Origin of the sequence: Streptomyces sp. NPDC002790 (assembly GCF_040295505.1) — a bacterium.
In the GTDB taxonomy this organism is placed as follows: domain Bacteria; phylum Actinomycetota; class Actinomycetes; order Streptomycetales; family Streptomycetaceae; genus Streptomyces.
In genome coordinates this window covers 21,459-36,456 of record NZ_JBEOVM010000012.1, presented here as the reverse complement: position 1 = coordinate 36,456, position 14,998 = coordinate 21,459, and the positions used below count along the sequence as shown (strand labels likewise).

The window sequence follows — 14,998 nt, the reverse complement described above, 5'->3', positions numbered from 1 at the left end:
ACTGGTGAACGCCGACTGCACGGCGGCGTGTTCGTAGATCGTCTCCGGCCTGCGCGTGTCGAGGACACCCAGCCGGGGCGTGGGTTGCGCCAGCGTCGGGGTGAGCAGCACGTCGTACGCCTCGAACGCGGCGCCGACCTGCCAGCCGATCTCCTGCGCCCGCCGCAGCGCCCGGCTGACATCGGCGCCGGTGAGCGTGCGGCCGTGGTCGTGGATCACCCGTGTGAAGGGTTCGATGTCGTCGTCGGCGAGCGGCCGCCCGAGCTGTTCGAGGCGGGCGTCGATCTGGGCGACCACGTCAGCGCCCATGAGCGCGGCCGAGGTGACACCGACCTCCTCCGGCCGGAACGGGGCCGCGGCCTCGACGATCACGTGGCCCAGGTCCTCGCACACCCGGGCGGCGTCGAGCACGGCCCGTAGCGAGTCCGCGTGCACCGCCGGGCCGCCCGGCAGGGAGGTGACCAGCCCGATCCGCAGCCGCCCCGGATCACGCCGCGCGCAGGCGGCGAACGAATCGGGCGCGCCGGGCGCCGCGTAGGCGTCACCGAGCAGCGGGCCCGCGGCGATGTCGAGCAGCAGCGCGCTGTCGCGCACCGTGCGGGTCACGGCGTGGTGGCCGGACACGAGACCGGACAGCGTGGTGGGGCGGGGCGCCGGGGAGATCCGGCCGCGGGCGGGCTTGAGGCCGAAGAGGCCACAGGCAGCGGCGGGGATACGGATCGAGCCGCCGCCGTCGCTGGCGTGCGCGACGGGCACCATGCCGGAACTCACAGCGGCGGCCGACCCTCCGCTCGAACCGCCGGGCGAGTGGCCCGAGTTCCACGGGTTGCGGGTCGGGCCGTGCAGCGTCGGTTCGGTGCTCGCGTTGAGGCCCAGCTCGGGGGTGTTGGTGGTCCCGAGAACGACCATCCCGGCGCGCCGGTAGCGCATCACGAGTTCGCTGTCGCGGTCGGCGACGACATCGGCGAAGAGTCTGCTGCCACCGGCGGCGGGCAGTCCCGCAACCTCCATGCCCAGGTCCTTGACGAGCACCGGCACCCCGCGCAGCGGGCCGTCGGGCAGCCCGGCGTCCACCTCGGCCAGTGCCTCGTCGAACCGGGTGTGGATGACGGCGTTGAGTTCGCCGTTGAGCTTCTCGATACGGGCGATGGCGGCCTCGACCACCTCGCGGGCGCTCACCTCACCGCTCGCAATCGCGGACGCCGTCGCGACGGCGTCCCACCTGTCGACCACTGCATTCTCCTCACACTCGGCCGGCCGCACGGGCAACACCGGCCCCGGGGCGGAGCCTTAGGGGTGAGGGGAAATTACGACCCGCCACACCCGCCCAGGTGAGGCATCCCACTCAGTGAGAGCACTCGGCGGGAGCGCGGTCCGCGCCCGGGGACCCGGCCCGCGCGGACGGTCACGGCAGGAACAGCCGCTGCCAGTCGTCGAGTTCGTAGGGGTCACCGGCGGCGTGCAGTGCGTCCGCGCCGCACACATCCATGGCCAGTTCGCCGAGTTCCCGGTGCCAAGTGGCCCAGTAGATCTTCCCGATGGACGCCTCGGGTCCCGGGGCCCCGGCGGCGGCTCCGTCCAGCATCCGCAGCGCGTTGAACCGGATGGTCTCCAGGCCGATCCAGGCGCGGGCGAGCCGGTCGCGGATCAGGGGGTCCTCGGCGCTGCCGTTGCGACGAGCCAGCTCGATCAGGGTCTCCAATTCCCGCCGGAAACCAACCTGTTGACCGAGGGTGGACACACCACGCTCGAAGCCGAGCGTGGCCATGGCGACCTTCCAGCCCTCACCGGGCGCACCGACGATGTTCGACGCGGGCGTGCGGGCCCCATCGAAGAACACCTCGTTGAACTCGCTGGTTCCCGTCAGCTGCGTGATGGGCCGGATGTCCACCCCCGGCTGGTCGAGCGGGACCAGCAGGTAGGACAGCCCCTGGTGGCGTACGGATCCGGGGTCGGTGCGGGCGACCACGAAACACCAGTCGGACTCGTGGGCGAGCGAGGTCCAGATCTTCTGTCCGGTCACCGTCCACATCTCACCGTCACAGTCGGCCCTGGTGCGCACATTGGCCAGGTCCGATCCGGCGTCCGGCTCGCTGTAGCCCTGGCACCACAGTTCCTCGGCCGCCACGATCGGCGGCAGGAATCGCGCGCGCTGTTCCGGTGTCCCGAACGCGATGAGGGTCGGTCCGAGGAGCTGCTCGCCGATGTGGTTGGCCCGGGCCGGGGCGTCCGCGAGGGCGTACTCCTCGTGGAAGGCGACCTGCTGTTCGAGGGTGGCGCCGCGGCCTCCGTACTCCACCGGCCAGCCCACGCAGGCCCATCCGGCGGCTGCCATATGGCGCTCCCACGCGAGCCGTTCGGCCAGCACCTCGTGCTCGCGGCCGGGTCCGCCGCGGCCACGCAGCGCGGCGAACTCACCGGTGAGGTTGGCCCGCAGCCAGCTGCGAACCTCGGCACGGAACTCCTCGACGCTGGTCATGGACGTACGCTAACCTACCAAACACTTGTTAGGGAAGGAGGGTCGGATGTCCGTCGGCCAGAGCTTGAGGCTGTCGCGTGAGCACGAGGAACTGCGTTCCGCCGTCCGGTCACTGCTCGGTCGGCACGAGGGCGCGGACGCCTGGCAGCCACTGACCGAGCAGATCGGCGTCGCGGCTCTCGCCATACCGGAGAAGTACGCGGGGGCCGGGTGCGGGGCGGTCGAAACGCACGTGGTGATGGAGGAGTTGGGGCGGGTACTGAGCCCCGTTCCCCTTCTGGGCTCGGCCGTACTCGCCGCGCAGGCCGTCCTGGCCACCGGTGACGACGACACCTGCGCGCGACTGCTGCCCGGCATCGCCGACGGCGGCACCGTCCCGGCCCTGGCCTGGGCGGAGGACAGCTCGTGGGATCCGGCGGCGATCGACTCCAGGGCCGAGCGTGACACCGGCGGGACCTGGCGGCTGCACGGCGTCAAACAGCATGTGCTCGGCGGCGCCGAAGCCGATGTGCTGCTCGTGACCGCCCGCACCGACTGCGGCATCTCGCTCTTCGAGGTGGCCCCGCGGCAGCCGGGCGCACAGGTCGAGGCCCGCGCGACCATGGACCAGACCCGCCCGCTCGCGAGGTGGCGGTTCGAAGGGGCCGAGGGCCGGCTCGTCGGTACGGACGGCGCTGCGGCCGGGGCGCTGGAGCGCGCCCTGGACCTCGCCTGCGCGGCCCTGGCGGCCGAGCAGGTCGGGGCCGCCGAGAGGTGCCTGGAGCTGACGGTCGCGTACGCCATGGAGCGCGTCCAGTTCGGCCGGGCCATCGGCTCCTTCCAGGCCGTCAAGCACCGGCTGGCGGATGCCTACGTACTGGTGGAGTCGGCGCGGTCCGCGGCCCTGGGCGCCGCGTTCGCGGCGGCGGAGTCGCCGGACTTCAGCAGGTACGTGTCGGTGGCCAAGTCCGCGTGCTCGGAGGCCTTCTCGGCGGTGGCGGGCGAGATGATCCAGCTGCACGGCGGCATCGGCATCACCTGGGAACACGACGCGCACCGCTACTTCAAGCGGGCGCACGGATCCTCCCAGCTCTTCGGGACACCGGCCCGGCACCGCAGGCGACTCACCGACGGCCTGAACCTGCTCGCCGAGCGGTAGCCGGATCCGGAGAAGGGCTCAGCCCTCCGGGGTCCACACCTTCGGCCAGTCCAGACCGCGCAGGTGGGCGTCGAGGCCGCCGTCGCAGTACATCAACGTACCGACGCAGTAACCGGACTTGGCGGACAGCAGGAAGAGCACCAGCTCCGCGACGTCCTCCGGGCTGCCCGCCCGCCCCGCGGGGATGGACTTCAGGAACGCCTCGATACCCGCCGCGATCCGCGGGTCCTTGCGACCGGCCTGGGTCATCGGGGTGTCGATGAATCCCGGCGCGATGGCGTTGAGGCGGATGCCGTCCGCGATGTAGTCGGCGGCGCGGGTCCGCGTGTACTGGGCGATCGCGGCCTTGGTGGCCGGGTAGGTGAGCACGCCACCCTCGTCACCCAGGGAGTCGGCGAGGGTGCGCGCCGCCTCCTCATCGCCCGCGAGGCATGCCGCGGCGAGCCGCGGGTTCCAACCGGGCTGTGTGGTCGTGGAGTTGGAGGAGGCTAGGACGACGGAGGACTCCCCCGCGGCGGCGAGGGCCGGGCGCAGCTCCTCCAACAGGCCGATGGCGCCGTAGTAGTTGACGGAGACCAGCAGGCTCGCCGGCCGGTTCGCGCCGCCGGAGATTCCGGCGAACGGCACGAAGCCGTCGAGGCGCCCGTCGGCGAGCCTGGTCACCTCGGCCGCCGCGGCGCGTCGCCCCTCCGCGGTGCCGAGGTCGGCCTCCACGTCGGTGCCGCGCAGGTCGACGCCGATGACACGGTGCCCCTGTTCGGTGAGCCGGGCGGCGATGGAGGCACCCATACCGGATGCGGCTCCGGTGACAGCGATGGTTCCCATGTCGGTCTCCTCATGGTGGTTCAGTACGTACGTGTTTTTTTGGGGGCGGACGCCGGTAAGGGCCTCAGCGGAGCTTCACGGCGCCGCCGTCGGCCATCACGGTCTGCCCGGTCATGTACTGCGCGTCGTCGCCGGCGAGGAAGGCGACGATGGGTGCGACATCGCGGTCCGGGTCGCCGAACCGGCCGAGCGGCACGGAGGCGGCGGACTGGGCGTACTGCTCGGGGCGGGCCTCGGCCCAGGCGGCAACGCCGGCGGTCAGAGCCATCGGACAGACCACATTGACCCGGATGTTGAACGGCGCCCACTCGTTGGCGGCCACCCGGCTCAGGCCGCGGATCGCTTCCTTGGCCGCCGCGTAGGAGGCCTGGTTGGGCTGGCCGTTCAGGCCCGCGCCGGAACCGAAGTTGATGACACTCGCGTTGCCGGTCTTCTTGAGCTCCGGCAGAGCGGCGAGCATGAAGTTGCGGGTCGCGTACAGACCGGTACCCATCGCGAGGTCCCAGTCGTCGTCCGTCTGCTCCTCGAGCGGCTTCTGCCGAGAGACGCTCGCGTTGTTCACCAGCACCTCCAGGGAGCCGAAGCGGTCCACCGCGGTGGCCACGGCGGTGTCGGCGACCGTGCGGTCACTGACGTCGCCCCGCAGGAAGACCACGGCGTCACCCAGTTCCGCGGCGATCGCCTCCCCCGCCTCCTCTTGCAGGTCGACGACGACCACGCGGGCACCGCGTTCGACGAACAGCCTGGTGATGGCGCCGCCGATACCGGACGCTCCGCCGGTGACGACGGCCGTCTTGCCTTGCAGGGTGGGGAAGCTCATGACGACATGCCTTTCTTCGTATGCACGCTATGATGTGCATGTTACATACACACTAACGCGCACCCCCCGTCCGCCTCTTGCGGCCGGAGACCGCGACGAAAGGAACACGGCACTCATGACCGAGCCGAGCGAGCAGGAACGTCGCCTGGGAGATCTGGAGCGGGAGCTGACCCTGCTGTCCCGGCACTTCATCGCGGCACGCGGCCCGCGCATCGGCCAGAGTCTCGATCGCTCGGCCTACGTGCTGCTGACCCGCCTGGAAACGGGCGAGCCGCTCACGCTCAAGGAACTGGCGCACACGTTCCAGGCCGACGTGTCCACCATCAACCGGCAGGTCGCCGCCATGCTCAAACAGGGTCTTGTCGAGCGGATCGACGCCGCGGCCAAGGGCGGCGCACGCACCTTCCGCCCCACCCCGCTGGGTCTGGAGCGGCTGGACGCGGACCGTGCCATCAGCCGGGCGGGGGCCGCCCGGCTGATCGAGGCGGCCGGCTGGAGCAGCGAACGCACTCAGCAATTCCTGGCGCTGATGGTCGAGTTCAACCACGGCATCGAGCAGCTGGAGGGCCTCGCGTGGGACCGGTCGACCCCCGGTCGCTAGTCGGCTCAGCCGAGCGCCGAGATCTCCTCCGCGACCGCGCGCATCGTGGCGACGGACCCGGCGGCCACGTCCTGCCGTGACGTGATCAGGTTGACGCACATGTGCAGCGCCGCGTCCGCCAGGTACAGGGGCACGGCGACGCCGTACGCGCCGGGTTCGATCTGCCCGAAGGTCTGCGCGTACCCCTGGTCGCGGGCCTGCGTGACCTCGGGCGACTCGGCCCGTGCGGACAGCCGCAGCGCGGCCAGGGCCAGGCCCGCGGCGCCGACCCCGACGGGGTGCCGGCTGCCCACCCGGTAGCTGAGGTGGTAGTCCACCGACAGCGGCTCGACCACCGCGACGGCGACCGCCTCGTCGCCCTCCGCCGCGATCAGCGCGACCGTGGCACCGAGTTCGTCGGCCGTGCGGCGCAGCACCGGCAGCGCGGCCTCGCGGACGCCCGCCGCGTATCCGCGCGCCAGCGTGACCGTGCCGGACCCGGCCCGGTAGCGGCCGTCGGAGGCCCGTACGACGAGGTGGTGCTCGGCGAGTGTGACCAGGGTCCGGTACGCGATGGTGCGGTGGACGCCGAGGCGCTCGGCGACGTCCTGCACGGCGAGCCCTTGCGGCTGGCCTGCGACCAGTTCGAGGGCGAGCAGTCCACGCGAGAGTGTCTGGGACCCGACGGCCTTGCCCGCCTGCTTGTCGCTCATCGGATCAGTCTACGTGCGCGGTGGTGACACACCGTCACTGCGGTACGGGCGGACGGCCCGGTATCCGTGCACACCGTCCCGTAAAGTCGAGACACCTCGAGACACCTCGACGCACCGACGGCCCGGAAGGAAACGCCTTGAGCGACGACGCGCCCAGCGGTGTCCTGGCCAAGGCCCTCACCGTGCTCCAGGCCTTCACCGTCGAGGACACCACCCTCGGGTTCGCCGAGCTGCAACGGCGTACCGACTTCGCCAAGAGCACGCTGCACCGGGTCCTCGGCGATCTCGTGGCGGCCCGGCTCCTGGACCGCGTCCAGGGGCGCTACCGGCTGTCCGGGCTCGTCTTCGAGCTGGGGATGCGCGCGTCGGTCGAGCGCGGACTGCTCGAAGTGGCCACGCCGTTCCTCGAGGACCTGTACGTACGCACCCATGAACTCGTCCATCTGGGCACGCGCGAGGGCACGGAGGTCGTCTACGTCGCCAAGATGGGCGGGCACCAGCAGGCCGACTCGCCGTCCCGGCTGGGTGGGCGGATGCCGCTGCACGCCACGGCGATCGGGAAGGTGCTGCTGGCCCACTCGCCGCCCGAGGTGCGCGAGGCCACGCTGCGCGGGCCGCTGGAGCGCAAGGCGCCCCGGACCATCACCAACCTCGACGTACTGGCACGGCAGCTGTCCGACGTCGTCACGAAGGGTGTCGCCTTCGAGTACGAGGAGTCGGCGGTCGGCATCGTGTGTGTCGCGGCGGGCATCTTCGGACCGGCGGACGAGATCGTGGCGGCGGTGAGTGTGACGGGTCCGGTGCACCGTTTCCAGCCCGCCCGGCACGCGAACAGCGTGCGCGCGGCCGCGGCGGGCATCTCGGCGATGCTCGGCCGCCGCGCTGAGCTGCGCAGGCGTTGATCCCAGGCACTGGCCCAGGTACTGATTCGCAGGCGAGTTCCGTGAGGCGGAACTCCGTGCTGGGCCCAGGGCGGCTCCTTTCGCCAAGCTGAGGGCATGAACGAGATTCCCCCCGGCAACGATGCCGTCGCACAGGCGGCGCGGCGGCTGCTGCGCGCCGCCGCCGACCACGTGCCCTGCCCCCCGGTGCGCGACCTGATCGGCAGCGACGACGTGAAGGCGGCGTACGCCGTCCAGGCGCTGCTCACCGCGGACCGTCTCGAAGCGGGCGGCCGCGTCACCGGCCGCAAGATCGGCCTCACGTCGCCCGCCGTGCAGCGGCAACTGGGCGTGGACCAGCCGGACTTCGGGGTGCTGTTCGCCGACATGAGCGTCGAGGACGGCGGCTCGGTGCCGGTCAGCGACCTGCTCCAGCCCAAGGTCGAGGCGGAGATCGCGTTCGTCCTGGGCGCGGATCTCGCCGAAGGCCCCCTGGACGACGCGCAGATCCGGGCCGCCGTGGCGCACGCCGTGCCCGCGCTGGAGATCGTGGACAGCCGGATCGCCGGCTGGGACATCACCTTCGGTGACACCGTCGCCGACAACGGTTCCTCCGCGCTCTACGTCCTCGGCGCCGCGGCCGAGCCGCTCGCCGAGTTCGAGCCGGTCGAGGCCACCATGACGCTGAAGCGGCACGGCGAGGCCGTCTCCAGCGGCGACGGCGCGGCCTGCCTCGGCGACCCGCTCACCGCGCTTGCCTGGCTCGCCCGGACCGCGCGCGACGTCGGCGACCCGCTGCGCGCCGGCCAGGTCGTGCTGTCCGGGGCGCTCGGCCCGATGGTGCCCGCCGCGGCTGGCGACGTGTTCACCGCCGACATCGGCGGACTCGGCTCCGTCTCCGTCCGCTTCCACGCCTCCAGCCATGAAGGAGCCTCCGCATGAAGACCAAGGTCGCCGTCATCGGCTCGGGCAATATCGGCACCGACCTGATGATCAAGGTGCTCCGCCTCTCGGACACCCTCGAAATGGGCGCGATGGTCGGCATCGACCCCACCTCCGACGGACTCGCCCGCGCCAAGCGGCTCGGCGTTCCCGTCACCGCCGAGGGCGTCCAGGGCCTGATCGCGATGGACGGCTTCGAGGACATCCGGATCGTCTTCGACGCCACGTCCGCGAAGGCGCACATCGCCAACGCGGCGGCGCTCGCCCCGTACGGCAAGCAGCTCGTCGACCTGACGCCCGCCGCGATCGGCCCGATGGTGATCCCGGCGGTCAACCTCGAGGCCCATGTCGCCGCGGAGAACGTCAACATGGTGACGTGCGGCGGCCAGGCCACCATCCCGATCGTCGCGGCGGTGTCCTCGGTGGCTCCGGTCCCGTACGCGGAGATCGTCGCCTCGATCGCGTCGAAGAGCGCAGGGCCCGGCACCCGCGCGAACATCGACGAGTTCACGGAGACGACCAGTCACGCCATCGAGACGGTCGGCGGCGCGGCGCGCGGCAAGGCCGTCATCGTCCTGAACCCGGCGGAGCCGCCGCTGATCATGCGGGACACCGTGCTCGCGCTGGTGAACGCGCCCGACGAGGCCGCGCACGACGCCATCCGCGCGGCCATCGCCAAGCGCGTCGACGAGGTGTCGGCGTATGTGCCGGGCTACCGCCTCAAGCAGCAGGTGCAGATTACGCCGGTCCCCGCCGACCAGCCGGTGCACACGCTCACCACGGCCCCGGTCACCCATCAGGTGTCCGTCTTCCTCGAGGTCGAGGGGGCCGCACACTACCTTCCGGCGTACGCCGGGAACCTCGACATCATGACCAGCGCGGCCCTGCGGATGGCCGAGGCCATGGCCGCGCGCGCAGACGAACTCCAGGGAGCCGACGCATGAGTGACACCAAGCTGTTCATCCAGGACGTCACTCTGCGCGACGGCATGCACGCCATCCGGCACCGCATCGAGCCGGAGCAGGTCGGGAAGATCGTGGCCGCCCTCGACGCGGCCGGCGTCGACGGCATTGAGGTGTCCCACGGCGACGGCCTCGCCGGCGGCTCCCTCAACTACGGCCCCGGCAGCCACACCGACTGGGAGTGGATCGAGACGGCGGCGGCACACATCAAGAACGCCCGCCTGACCACTCTTCTCCTCCCCGGCATCGGCACCATCGAGGAGCTGAAGCAGGCGTACGCGCTCGGGGTGCGCTCCGTGCGCGTCGCCACGCACTGTACCGAGGCCGATGTCTCGGCCCAACACATCGCCACGGCGCGGGAGTTGGGCATGGATGTCTCCGGCTTCCTGATGATGAGTCACATGGCGGATGCGAAGACGCTCGCCCAGCAGGCCAAGCTCATGGAGTCCTACGGCGCCCACTGCGTCTACGTCACCGACTCCGGCGGCCGCCTGATGATGGACGGCGTCCGCGAGCGGATGCGCGCCTACCGCGACGTGCTCGACCCGGCCACCGAGCTCGGCATCCACGCCCACGAGAACCTCTCGCTCGCCGTCGCCAACTCCATGGTCGCGGTGGAGGAGGGCGTGAACCGCGTGGACGCCTCCCTCGCGGGCCAGGGCGCGGGCGCCGGCAACTGCCCGATCGAACCCTTCGTCGCGGTCGCCGACCTCAACGGCTGGGAGCACGGCTGCGACCTGTTCGCCCTTCAGGACGCGGCCGAGGACCTGGTGCGCCCGCTGCAGGACCGCCCCGTGCGCGTGGACCGCGAGACCCTCACCCTCGGCTACGCCGGGGTCTACGGCTCCTTCCTGCGTCACGCGGAGGCGGCGGCCGAGCGCTACGGCATCGACGTGCGCACGATCCTCGTCGAGGTCGGCAAGCGGGGCCTGGTCGGCGGCCAAGAGGACATGATCGTCGACGTGGCGCTCGGGCTCGCACAGGCCAGCTGACACCACGCACACCGCAGGGCCGGGAGGGCAGTGCCTCCCGGCCCCGTTCGGCATGTCCGCACGGCCGCCACGTGCCTGCCGCGCACCACGGGACGACCTGCCTGGGAACCCTTGACATTCCTTCCGGGCAGGCGTTCCATCGCTCTCGCTGGTGTGTAAATAACGATCGCCAGCGTGCACATACAGAACGAGGAGTCGGGTCACATGTCCCTCACCAAGGAAGCCGCAGCACACGACATCGCCCTCCCGTCGGGCCTGCGCATGCGCTACTACGAGGCCGGGCAGGCCGGCGCCGCGCCGGTCGTGCTGCTGCACGGGTCCGGCCCCGGCGCGACGGGATGGTCGAACTTCTCGGGCAACATCGACGAGATCGCCGCCGCCGGGTTCCATGTCATCGCCCCCGACATGCCGGGCTGGGGCGACTCCGACGCCCAGGCGACCAAGGACATGGACCACGACGCGACCCTCGTGGAGTTCCTCGACGCGCTGGGCCTCACGAAGGCCGCGCTCGTCGGCAACTCGATGGGCGCCCACACCGCGGTCCGCTTCGCCACGCTGCACCCCGAGCGGATCACCCACCTCGTGACGATGGGCGCCTCGCTCGGCCGCGGCCCCGCCTCCCTGTTCGGCGCGGGCGACGGCCCAAGCGAGGGCCTGAAGGTACTCGTCAGGGCGTACAAGGACGCGAGCCCGGAGAACATGCGGGCGCTCGTCGAGATCATGACGTACGACAAGGCGCGCTTCGCGACACCGGAGCTCACCCGGGCCCGCTCCGAGGCGGCCCTCGCCCGCCCCGACCACCTCCAGAACTACGTCGAGGGCCTGGCGCACGGCGCCCCCATCCCGATCAAGGTCGACCGCGACCTGATCCCCGGCATCGAGACACCGACCCTGCTGATCCACGGCAAGGACGACCGGGTGCTGCACTACGAGACCAGCCTGTGGCTCCTTGCGAACATCCCCAACTCCCGTCTCGTCCTGCTCAATCGGTGCGGGCACTGGGCGATGATCGAGCACGCCGCCGAGTTCAACCGCCTCGTCATCGACTTCCTGTCGCACAACTGAACCGGACGGACCCCGCAACATGAGCACTCTTGACACCGATGTCGTTGTCATCGGAGCAGGGCCCGTCGGCCTCACCCTCGCCAATCTGCTCGGCGTCCGCGGCCACCGGGCCACCGTCCTGGAAGCCCGCCACGAGCTGATCGACTACCCGCGCGGCGTCGGCCTCGACGACGAGTCGATCCGCACCCTGCACACGGCGGGCCTGTGGGAACGGGTCCAGCCGTTCACGGTCCCGCACCACGTGGTGCGCCTGGTCAACGGCGCCGGCCGGGTCCTCGCCACCAACAACCCGAGGACCCAGGAGTTCGGCTACCCGCGCAAGCACGGCTTCGTCCAGCCACTGGTCGACAAGGAACTCGCCACCGGACTGGACCGGTTCCCCGACACCGAACTGCGCTTCGCCCACCGGGTCGTGGGCCTCGACGACCACGGCGACCATGTCACTGTCACCGCCGAACGGATCGACACCGAAGGCGAGTTGGTCGACACGGTCACCCTCACCGCCCGGTACGCCGTCGGCTGCGAGGGCGGCAGCTCCTTCACCCGCAAGTGGATGGGCGTGGAATTCGAGGGGAAGTCACCCTCGACCCGCTGGGTGGTCGTCGACGTGGCCGACGACCCGATCGGCACCCCGTCGGTCTACCTCGGCGCCGACCCGCGCCGCCCGTATGTCTCCATCGGCCTGCCGCAGGGCATCCGCCGCTGGGAGTTCATGCTCCACGACGACGAGCCGACCGACCTGTGCGACGACCCGGCGTTCATGCGCTCCCTGCTCAGGCGCCACGTCCCCGACCCGGCGGCCCTGAAGGTCATCAACCAGCGCACCTTCGCCCACCACGGCCGCGTCGCCTCCGACTTCCGCGAGGGCCGGGTGTTCCTCGCGGGCGACGCAGCGCACCTGATGCCGGTCTGGCTCGGCCAGGGCTGGAACTCCGGGATCCGCGACGCGACGAACCTGGCGTGGAAGCTCAGCGCCGTCCTCGCGGGCGACGCGGGTCACGCCCTCCTGGACACGTACACCGAGGAGCGCCGGGGGCACGCCTCCGCCATGATCGATGTGAACATGGCGGCGGGCACGGTCATGAAGATGGGCCGCTTCGGCGGCACCGTGCGTGACGTCGCCGCGTCCGCGCTCAACCTCGTACCGAAGTGGAAGTCGTACTTCACTGAGCTGCGGTTCAAGCCCATGCCGCGCTACACCGCCGGTGTCGTGGTCGACCAGGCCACGCTCGCTCCCGGCAGGGCACGGGCCGACTTCAAGCACGGTGGACGCCTCGCCCCGTTCATCGACTCTGCGGGCGAACTCTCCCCGGTGGGGCTGCAGTTCATTCAGCCACGTGTCACCACCGCGGAGGCCATGGACGTCCTGCTCGACGACGTCACCGGCCACTGGTGGACGCTCGCCACCTGGGGCACCGACCCGACGGCCCACCTCACCGAGGCCGACCTCGCGCTCGTGCGCCGGCACCGGATCAAGCTAGTCGCCTTCGTGCCGGAGACCCAACGCCCGTGGGCGGAGCGGCAGTTCGCGAACTCTCCGGCCCCCGTCACCGTCGTCGGTGACAGTACCGGGGCGCTCAAGGACTGGTTCGACGTCCGCGCCTGCGGCGTTGTCGTGCTGCGCCCCGACCACTTCGTGGCCGCGGCCTGCCTCGCCCGCCAGGCGTCCCGGGCGCTCGCCGCCCTGTGCACGGCGGCGTCGCTCACCACCGAACCCGTCAAGGAACCGGCCCTGGAAGGAACCCCGGCATGACCGTCGCCCTCGTCACCATGTCGCACAGCCCGCTACTGGAGTTCGCCGATCCGCCGGCCGACGTGACCGCCGCTGTCCAGGGCGCCTTCTCCGCCGCGCGCACCTTCGTCGAGGAGTACGACCCGACGCTGGTCGTCTCCTTCGCGCCGGACCACTACAACGGCTTCTTCTACGACCTGATGCCACCGTTCTGCATCGGCTACAAGGCCCTGGGCGTCGGCGACTACGGCACCACCGCGGGCCCGCTGAACGTGCCGACCCGGCGCGCCGAGGAACTCGCCCAGTGGGTCGCGGAACGTGACATCGACGTGGCCGTCTCCCGCCGCATGGAGGTCGACCACGGCGCGATCCAGCCGCTGGAGATCCTCTTCGGCGGCATCGACACGGTGCCCACCATTCCCGTCTTCGTCAACGGCGTGGCCGAGCCCTTCGTGACGATGCGCCGCGTGCGACGGCTCGGCGAGGCCATCGGCGGCTTCCTCGCAGGGCTGGAGGGCGAGCGCGTCCTCGTCCTCGGCTCCGGCGGCCTCTCCCACGACCCGCCGGTCCCCCAGTGGGCCACCGCGGACGACACCGCCCGCGCCATGCTCCTCAACGGCCGGCACCCCACGACCGCGGCCCGCGACGCCCGCCAGCAGCGGGTCATCGACACAGCGAAGGCGTTCGCCGCGGGCACCGCCCCCATCCGGGACCTCAACCCCGAGTGGGACCGGGCCCTGATGGCGACGCTCGCCTCCGGCGACCTCTCCCCGATCGACGCGATGACACCCGCGCGAATGGCGGAGGACGCGGGCAACTCCGCCCATGAGGTGCGCAGTTGGGTCGCGGCCTTCGCCGCACTCGGCGCGGCGGGCCCGTACGACGTGACGTACTCCTTCTACCGGCCGATCAAGGAGTACATCGCCGGGTTCGGAGTGATGACGGCGCACGCTGCGGGGTGAGCCCTCAGCCCGCCATGCCGACACCCGGACGGGCATCCGCTCGGGAGGCGTCCTGCCGGTACAGGCCGCGGCCGATGTCCGCCGCCGTCGCCAGCAGCGCGTGGATGAGCTGCTGGTCGTCGCGGCGGTCGGCCGGGATCGTCGCGGAGATCGTGGCGATGACCCGGTCACCCCCGAAGTACGTGATCGGCACGGCGAAGCTCTTGTACCCGTGCATGCGCGACTCCCGCTCCTGGGCCCACCGGCGGGAACGGATCTGGGCCAGCTCGGCGCGCAGCGCGACCGGGTCGAGCCGGTCGGCCGTCGGGAGGCCTTCGGCGCGCTGTGCCTCGAGGTCCGCGATCACGTCCTCCTGGTCGTCGCTGTAGGCCAGCAGGACCCGCCCGGAGACGGTGAACAGGCGGGACACGTTCGACCCCACGGCCGCGACGACGGCGGCCTCCCGGCGCCCGCCGAGCCGTTCCAGGTAGCAGCATTCGGTGCCGTGCGGCACGGCCAGGTGGACCACGGCCTGGGTCGCGGCCCGCAGGTCCAGCATCGCCGGTCGCGCGACGGCCCGCAGATGCGCGGGGCCGGGGACGAGGCGGCCCAGTTCGAAGATGCGCCAGCCGAGCTGGTACCCGTCCGGGGTGCGGCTGAGGTAGCCGAGCTGGACGAGCTCCGTTCCGAGCCGGTGCACGGTCGCCTTGGGCACGCCGGAGCGGCGGCTGAGCTCGCTCAGGCCGAGGCACGTCGAGCCGGAGGAGAAGGCTCCCAGCACCAGGTGCGCCTTGCCGAGCACGGAGCTCATGTGCGGTTCGGGGGCCGTGGGCTCGGCTCCCGGGGCGGGCTGCTCCTCGGTGCCGAGTTCTGCCTGGGCGCTCGCGCGCATACCGCTTCCCCTCGCCGGTTCCAATGAACAATGAAC

At 71.5% G+C, this 14,998-nt stretch carries 15 protein-coding genes; 9 read left to right on the top strand and 6 right to left on the bottom strand.

The window, feature by feature from the left end:
- A partial coding sequence (locus tag ABT004_RS09215) for an amidase (RefSeq protein WP_351333197.1) occupies window positions 1-1,233 on the bottom strand: 1,233 nt, incomplete at its 3' end.
- Window positions 1,234-1,405: 172 nt separating this feature from the next.
- Window positions 1,406-2,479 carry an acyl-CoA dehydrogenase family protein gene (locus ABT004_RS09210; RefSeq protein WP_351333194.1) on the bottom strand — a complete coding sequence of 358 codons (1,074 nt, stop codon included), beginning with the start codon at window positions 2,477-2,479 and terminating at the stop codon, window positions 1,406-1,408.
- Window positions 2,480-2,525: 46 nt separating this feature from the next.
- On the opposite strand from ABT004_RS09210, the gene ABT004_RS09205 reads away from it, so the two are divergent.
- Window positions 2,526-3,617, top strand: a complete 1,092-nt coding sequence (locus ABT004_RS09205; protein ID WP_351333191.1) for an acyl-CoA dehydrogenase family protein — start codon at window positions 2,526-2,528, stop codon at window positions 3,615-3,617.
- Between the two features lie 18 nt (window positions 3,618-3,635).
- On the opposite strand, the gene ABT004_RS09200 is transcribed toward ABT004_RS09205, so the two are convergent.
- Both ABT004_RS09200 and ABT004_RS09195 read right to left on the bottom strand, forming a co-directional pair.
- The gene (locus tag ABT004_RS09200) at window positions 3,636-4,442 is read right to left on the bottom strand and encodes an SDR family oxidoreductase (RefSeq protein WP_351333188.1); all 807 of its coding nucleotides are present in this window, start codon (window positions 4,440-4,442) and stop codon (window positions 3,636-3,638) included.
- Between the two features lie 64 nt (window positions 4,443-4,506).
- A complete protein-coding gene (locus ABT004_RS09195) occupies window positions 4,507-5,262 on the bottom strand; it encodes an SDR family NAD(P)-dependent oxidoreductase (protein ID WP_351333186.1) in 756 nt (251 codons plus the stop codon).
- 115 nt (window positions 5,263-5,377) lie between these two features.
- On the opposite strand from ABT004_RS09195, the gene ABT004_RS09190 reads away from it, so the two are divergent.
- Entirely contained in the window at window positions 5,378-5,863 is a 486-nt protein-coding gene (locus tag ABT004_RS09190) for a MarR family winged helix-turn-helix transcriptional regulator (protein WP_351333183.1), read from the top strand.
- Window positions 5,864-5,868: 5 nt separating this feature from the next.
- Here ABT004_RS09190 and ABT004_RS09185 read toward each other — a convergent pair whose 3' ends face one another.
- Complete coding sequence (locus ABT004_RS09185; RefSeq protein WP_351333180.1) at window positions 5,869-6,555, bottom strand: IclR family transcriptional regulator; 687 nt, start codon at window positions 6,553-6,555, stop codon at window positions 5,869-5,871.
- 137 nt (window positions 6,556-6,692) lie between these two features.
- Here ABT004_RS09185 and ABT004_RS09180 point away from each other — a divergent pair, with 137 nt between their 5' ends.
- The 7 genes from ABT004_RS09180 (at window position 6,693) to ABT004_RS09150 (ending at window position 14,091) form a co-directional block, all read left to right on the top strand.
- A complete protein-coding gene (locus ABT004_RS09180) occupies window positions 6,693-7,457 on the top strand; it encodes an IclR family transcriptional regulator (RefSeq protein ID WP_351333178.1) in 765 nt (254 codons plus the stop codon).
- A 96-nt stretch (window positions 7,458-7,553) separates the two neighbouring features.
- On the top strand, window positions 7,554-8,378 hold the full coding sequence (locus tag ABT004_RS09175; RefSeq protein WP_351333175.1) for a 2-keto-4-pentenoate hydratase: 825 nt from the start codon (window positions 7,554-7,556) through the stop codon (window positions 8,376-8,378).
- Window positions 8,375-9,322, top strand: coding sequence for an acetaldehyde dehydrogenase (acetylating) (locus ABT004_RS09170; protein ID WP_351333173.1), 948 nt, complete (start codon window positions 8,375-8,377; stop codon window positions 9,320-9,322). The genes ABT004_RS09175 and ABT004_RS09170 overlap by 4 nt, the downstream gene beginning before the upstream one ends.
- On the top strand, window positions 9,319-10,332 hold the full coding sequence (gene dmpG, locus ABT004_RS09165) for a 4-hydroxy-2-oxovalerate aldolase (RefSeq protein ID WP_351333171.1): 1,014 nt from the start codon (window positions 9,319-9,321) through the stop codon (window positions 10,330-10,332). Before ABT004_RS09170 ends, dmpG begins: the two co-directional genes overlap by 4 nt.
- A gap of 174 nt (window positions 10,333-10,506) precedes the next feature.
- Window positions 10,507-11,397: an alpha/beta fold hydrolase gene (locus ABT004_RS09160; protein WP_351333169.1), complete on the top strand. Its 891-nt coding sequence runs from the start codon at window positions 10,507-10,509 to the stop codon at window positions 11,395-11,397.
- A 19-nt stretch (window positions 11,398-11,416) separates the two neighbouring features.
- Entirely contained in the window at window positions 11,417-13,150 is a 1,734-nt protein-coding gene (mhpA, locus tag ABT004_RS09155; RefSeq protein WP_351333168.1) for a bifunctional 3-(3-hydroxy-phenyl)propionate/3-hydroxycinnamic acid hydroxylase MhpA, read from the top strand.
- Complete coding sequence (locus tag ABT004_RS09150) at window positions 13,147-14,091, top strand: 3-carboxyethylcatechol 2,3-dioxygenase (RefSeq protein ID WP_351333165.1); 945 nt, start codon at window positions 13,147-13,149, stop codon at window positions 14,089-14,091. The genes mhpA and ABT004_RS09150 overlap by 4 nt, the downstream gene beginning before the upstream one ends.
- 4 nt (window positions 14,092-14,095) lie before the next feature.
- On the opposite strand, the gene ABT004_RS09145 is transcribed toward ABT004_RS09150, so the two are convergent.
- The gene (locus ABT004_RS09145) at window positions 14,096-14,962 is read right to left on the bottom strand and encodes an IclR family transcriptional regulator (protein WP_351333162.1); all 867 of its coding nucleotides are present in this window, start codon (window positions 14,960-14,962) and stop codon (window positions 14,096-14,098) included.
- Between the last annotated feature and the right edge of the window lie 36 nt (window positions 14,963-14,998).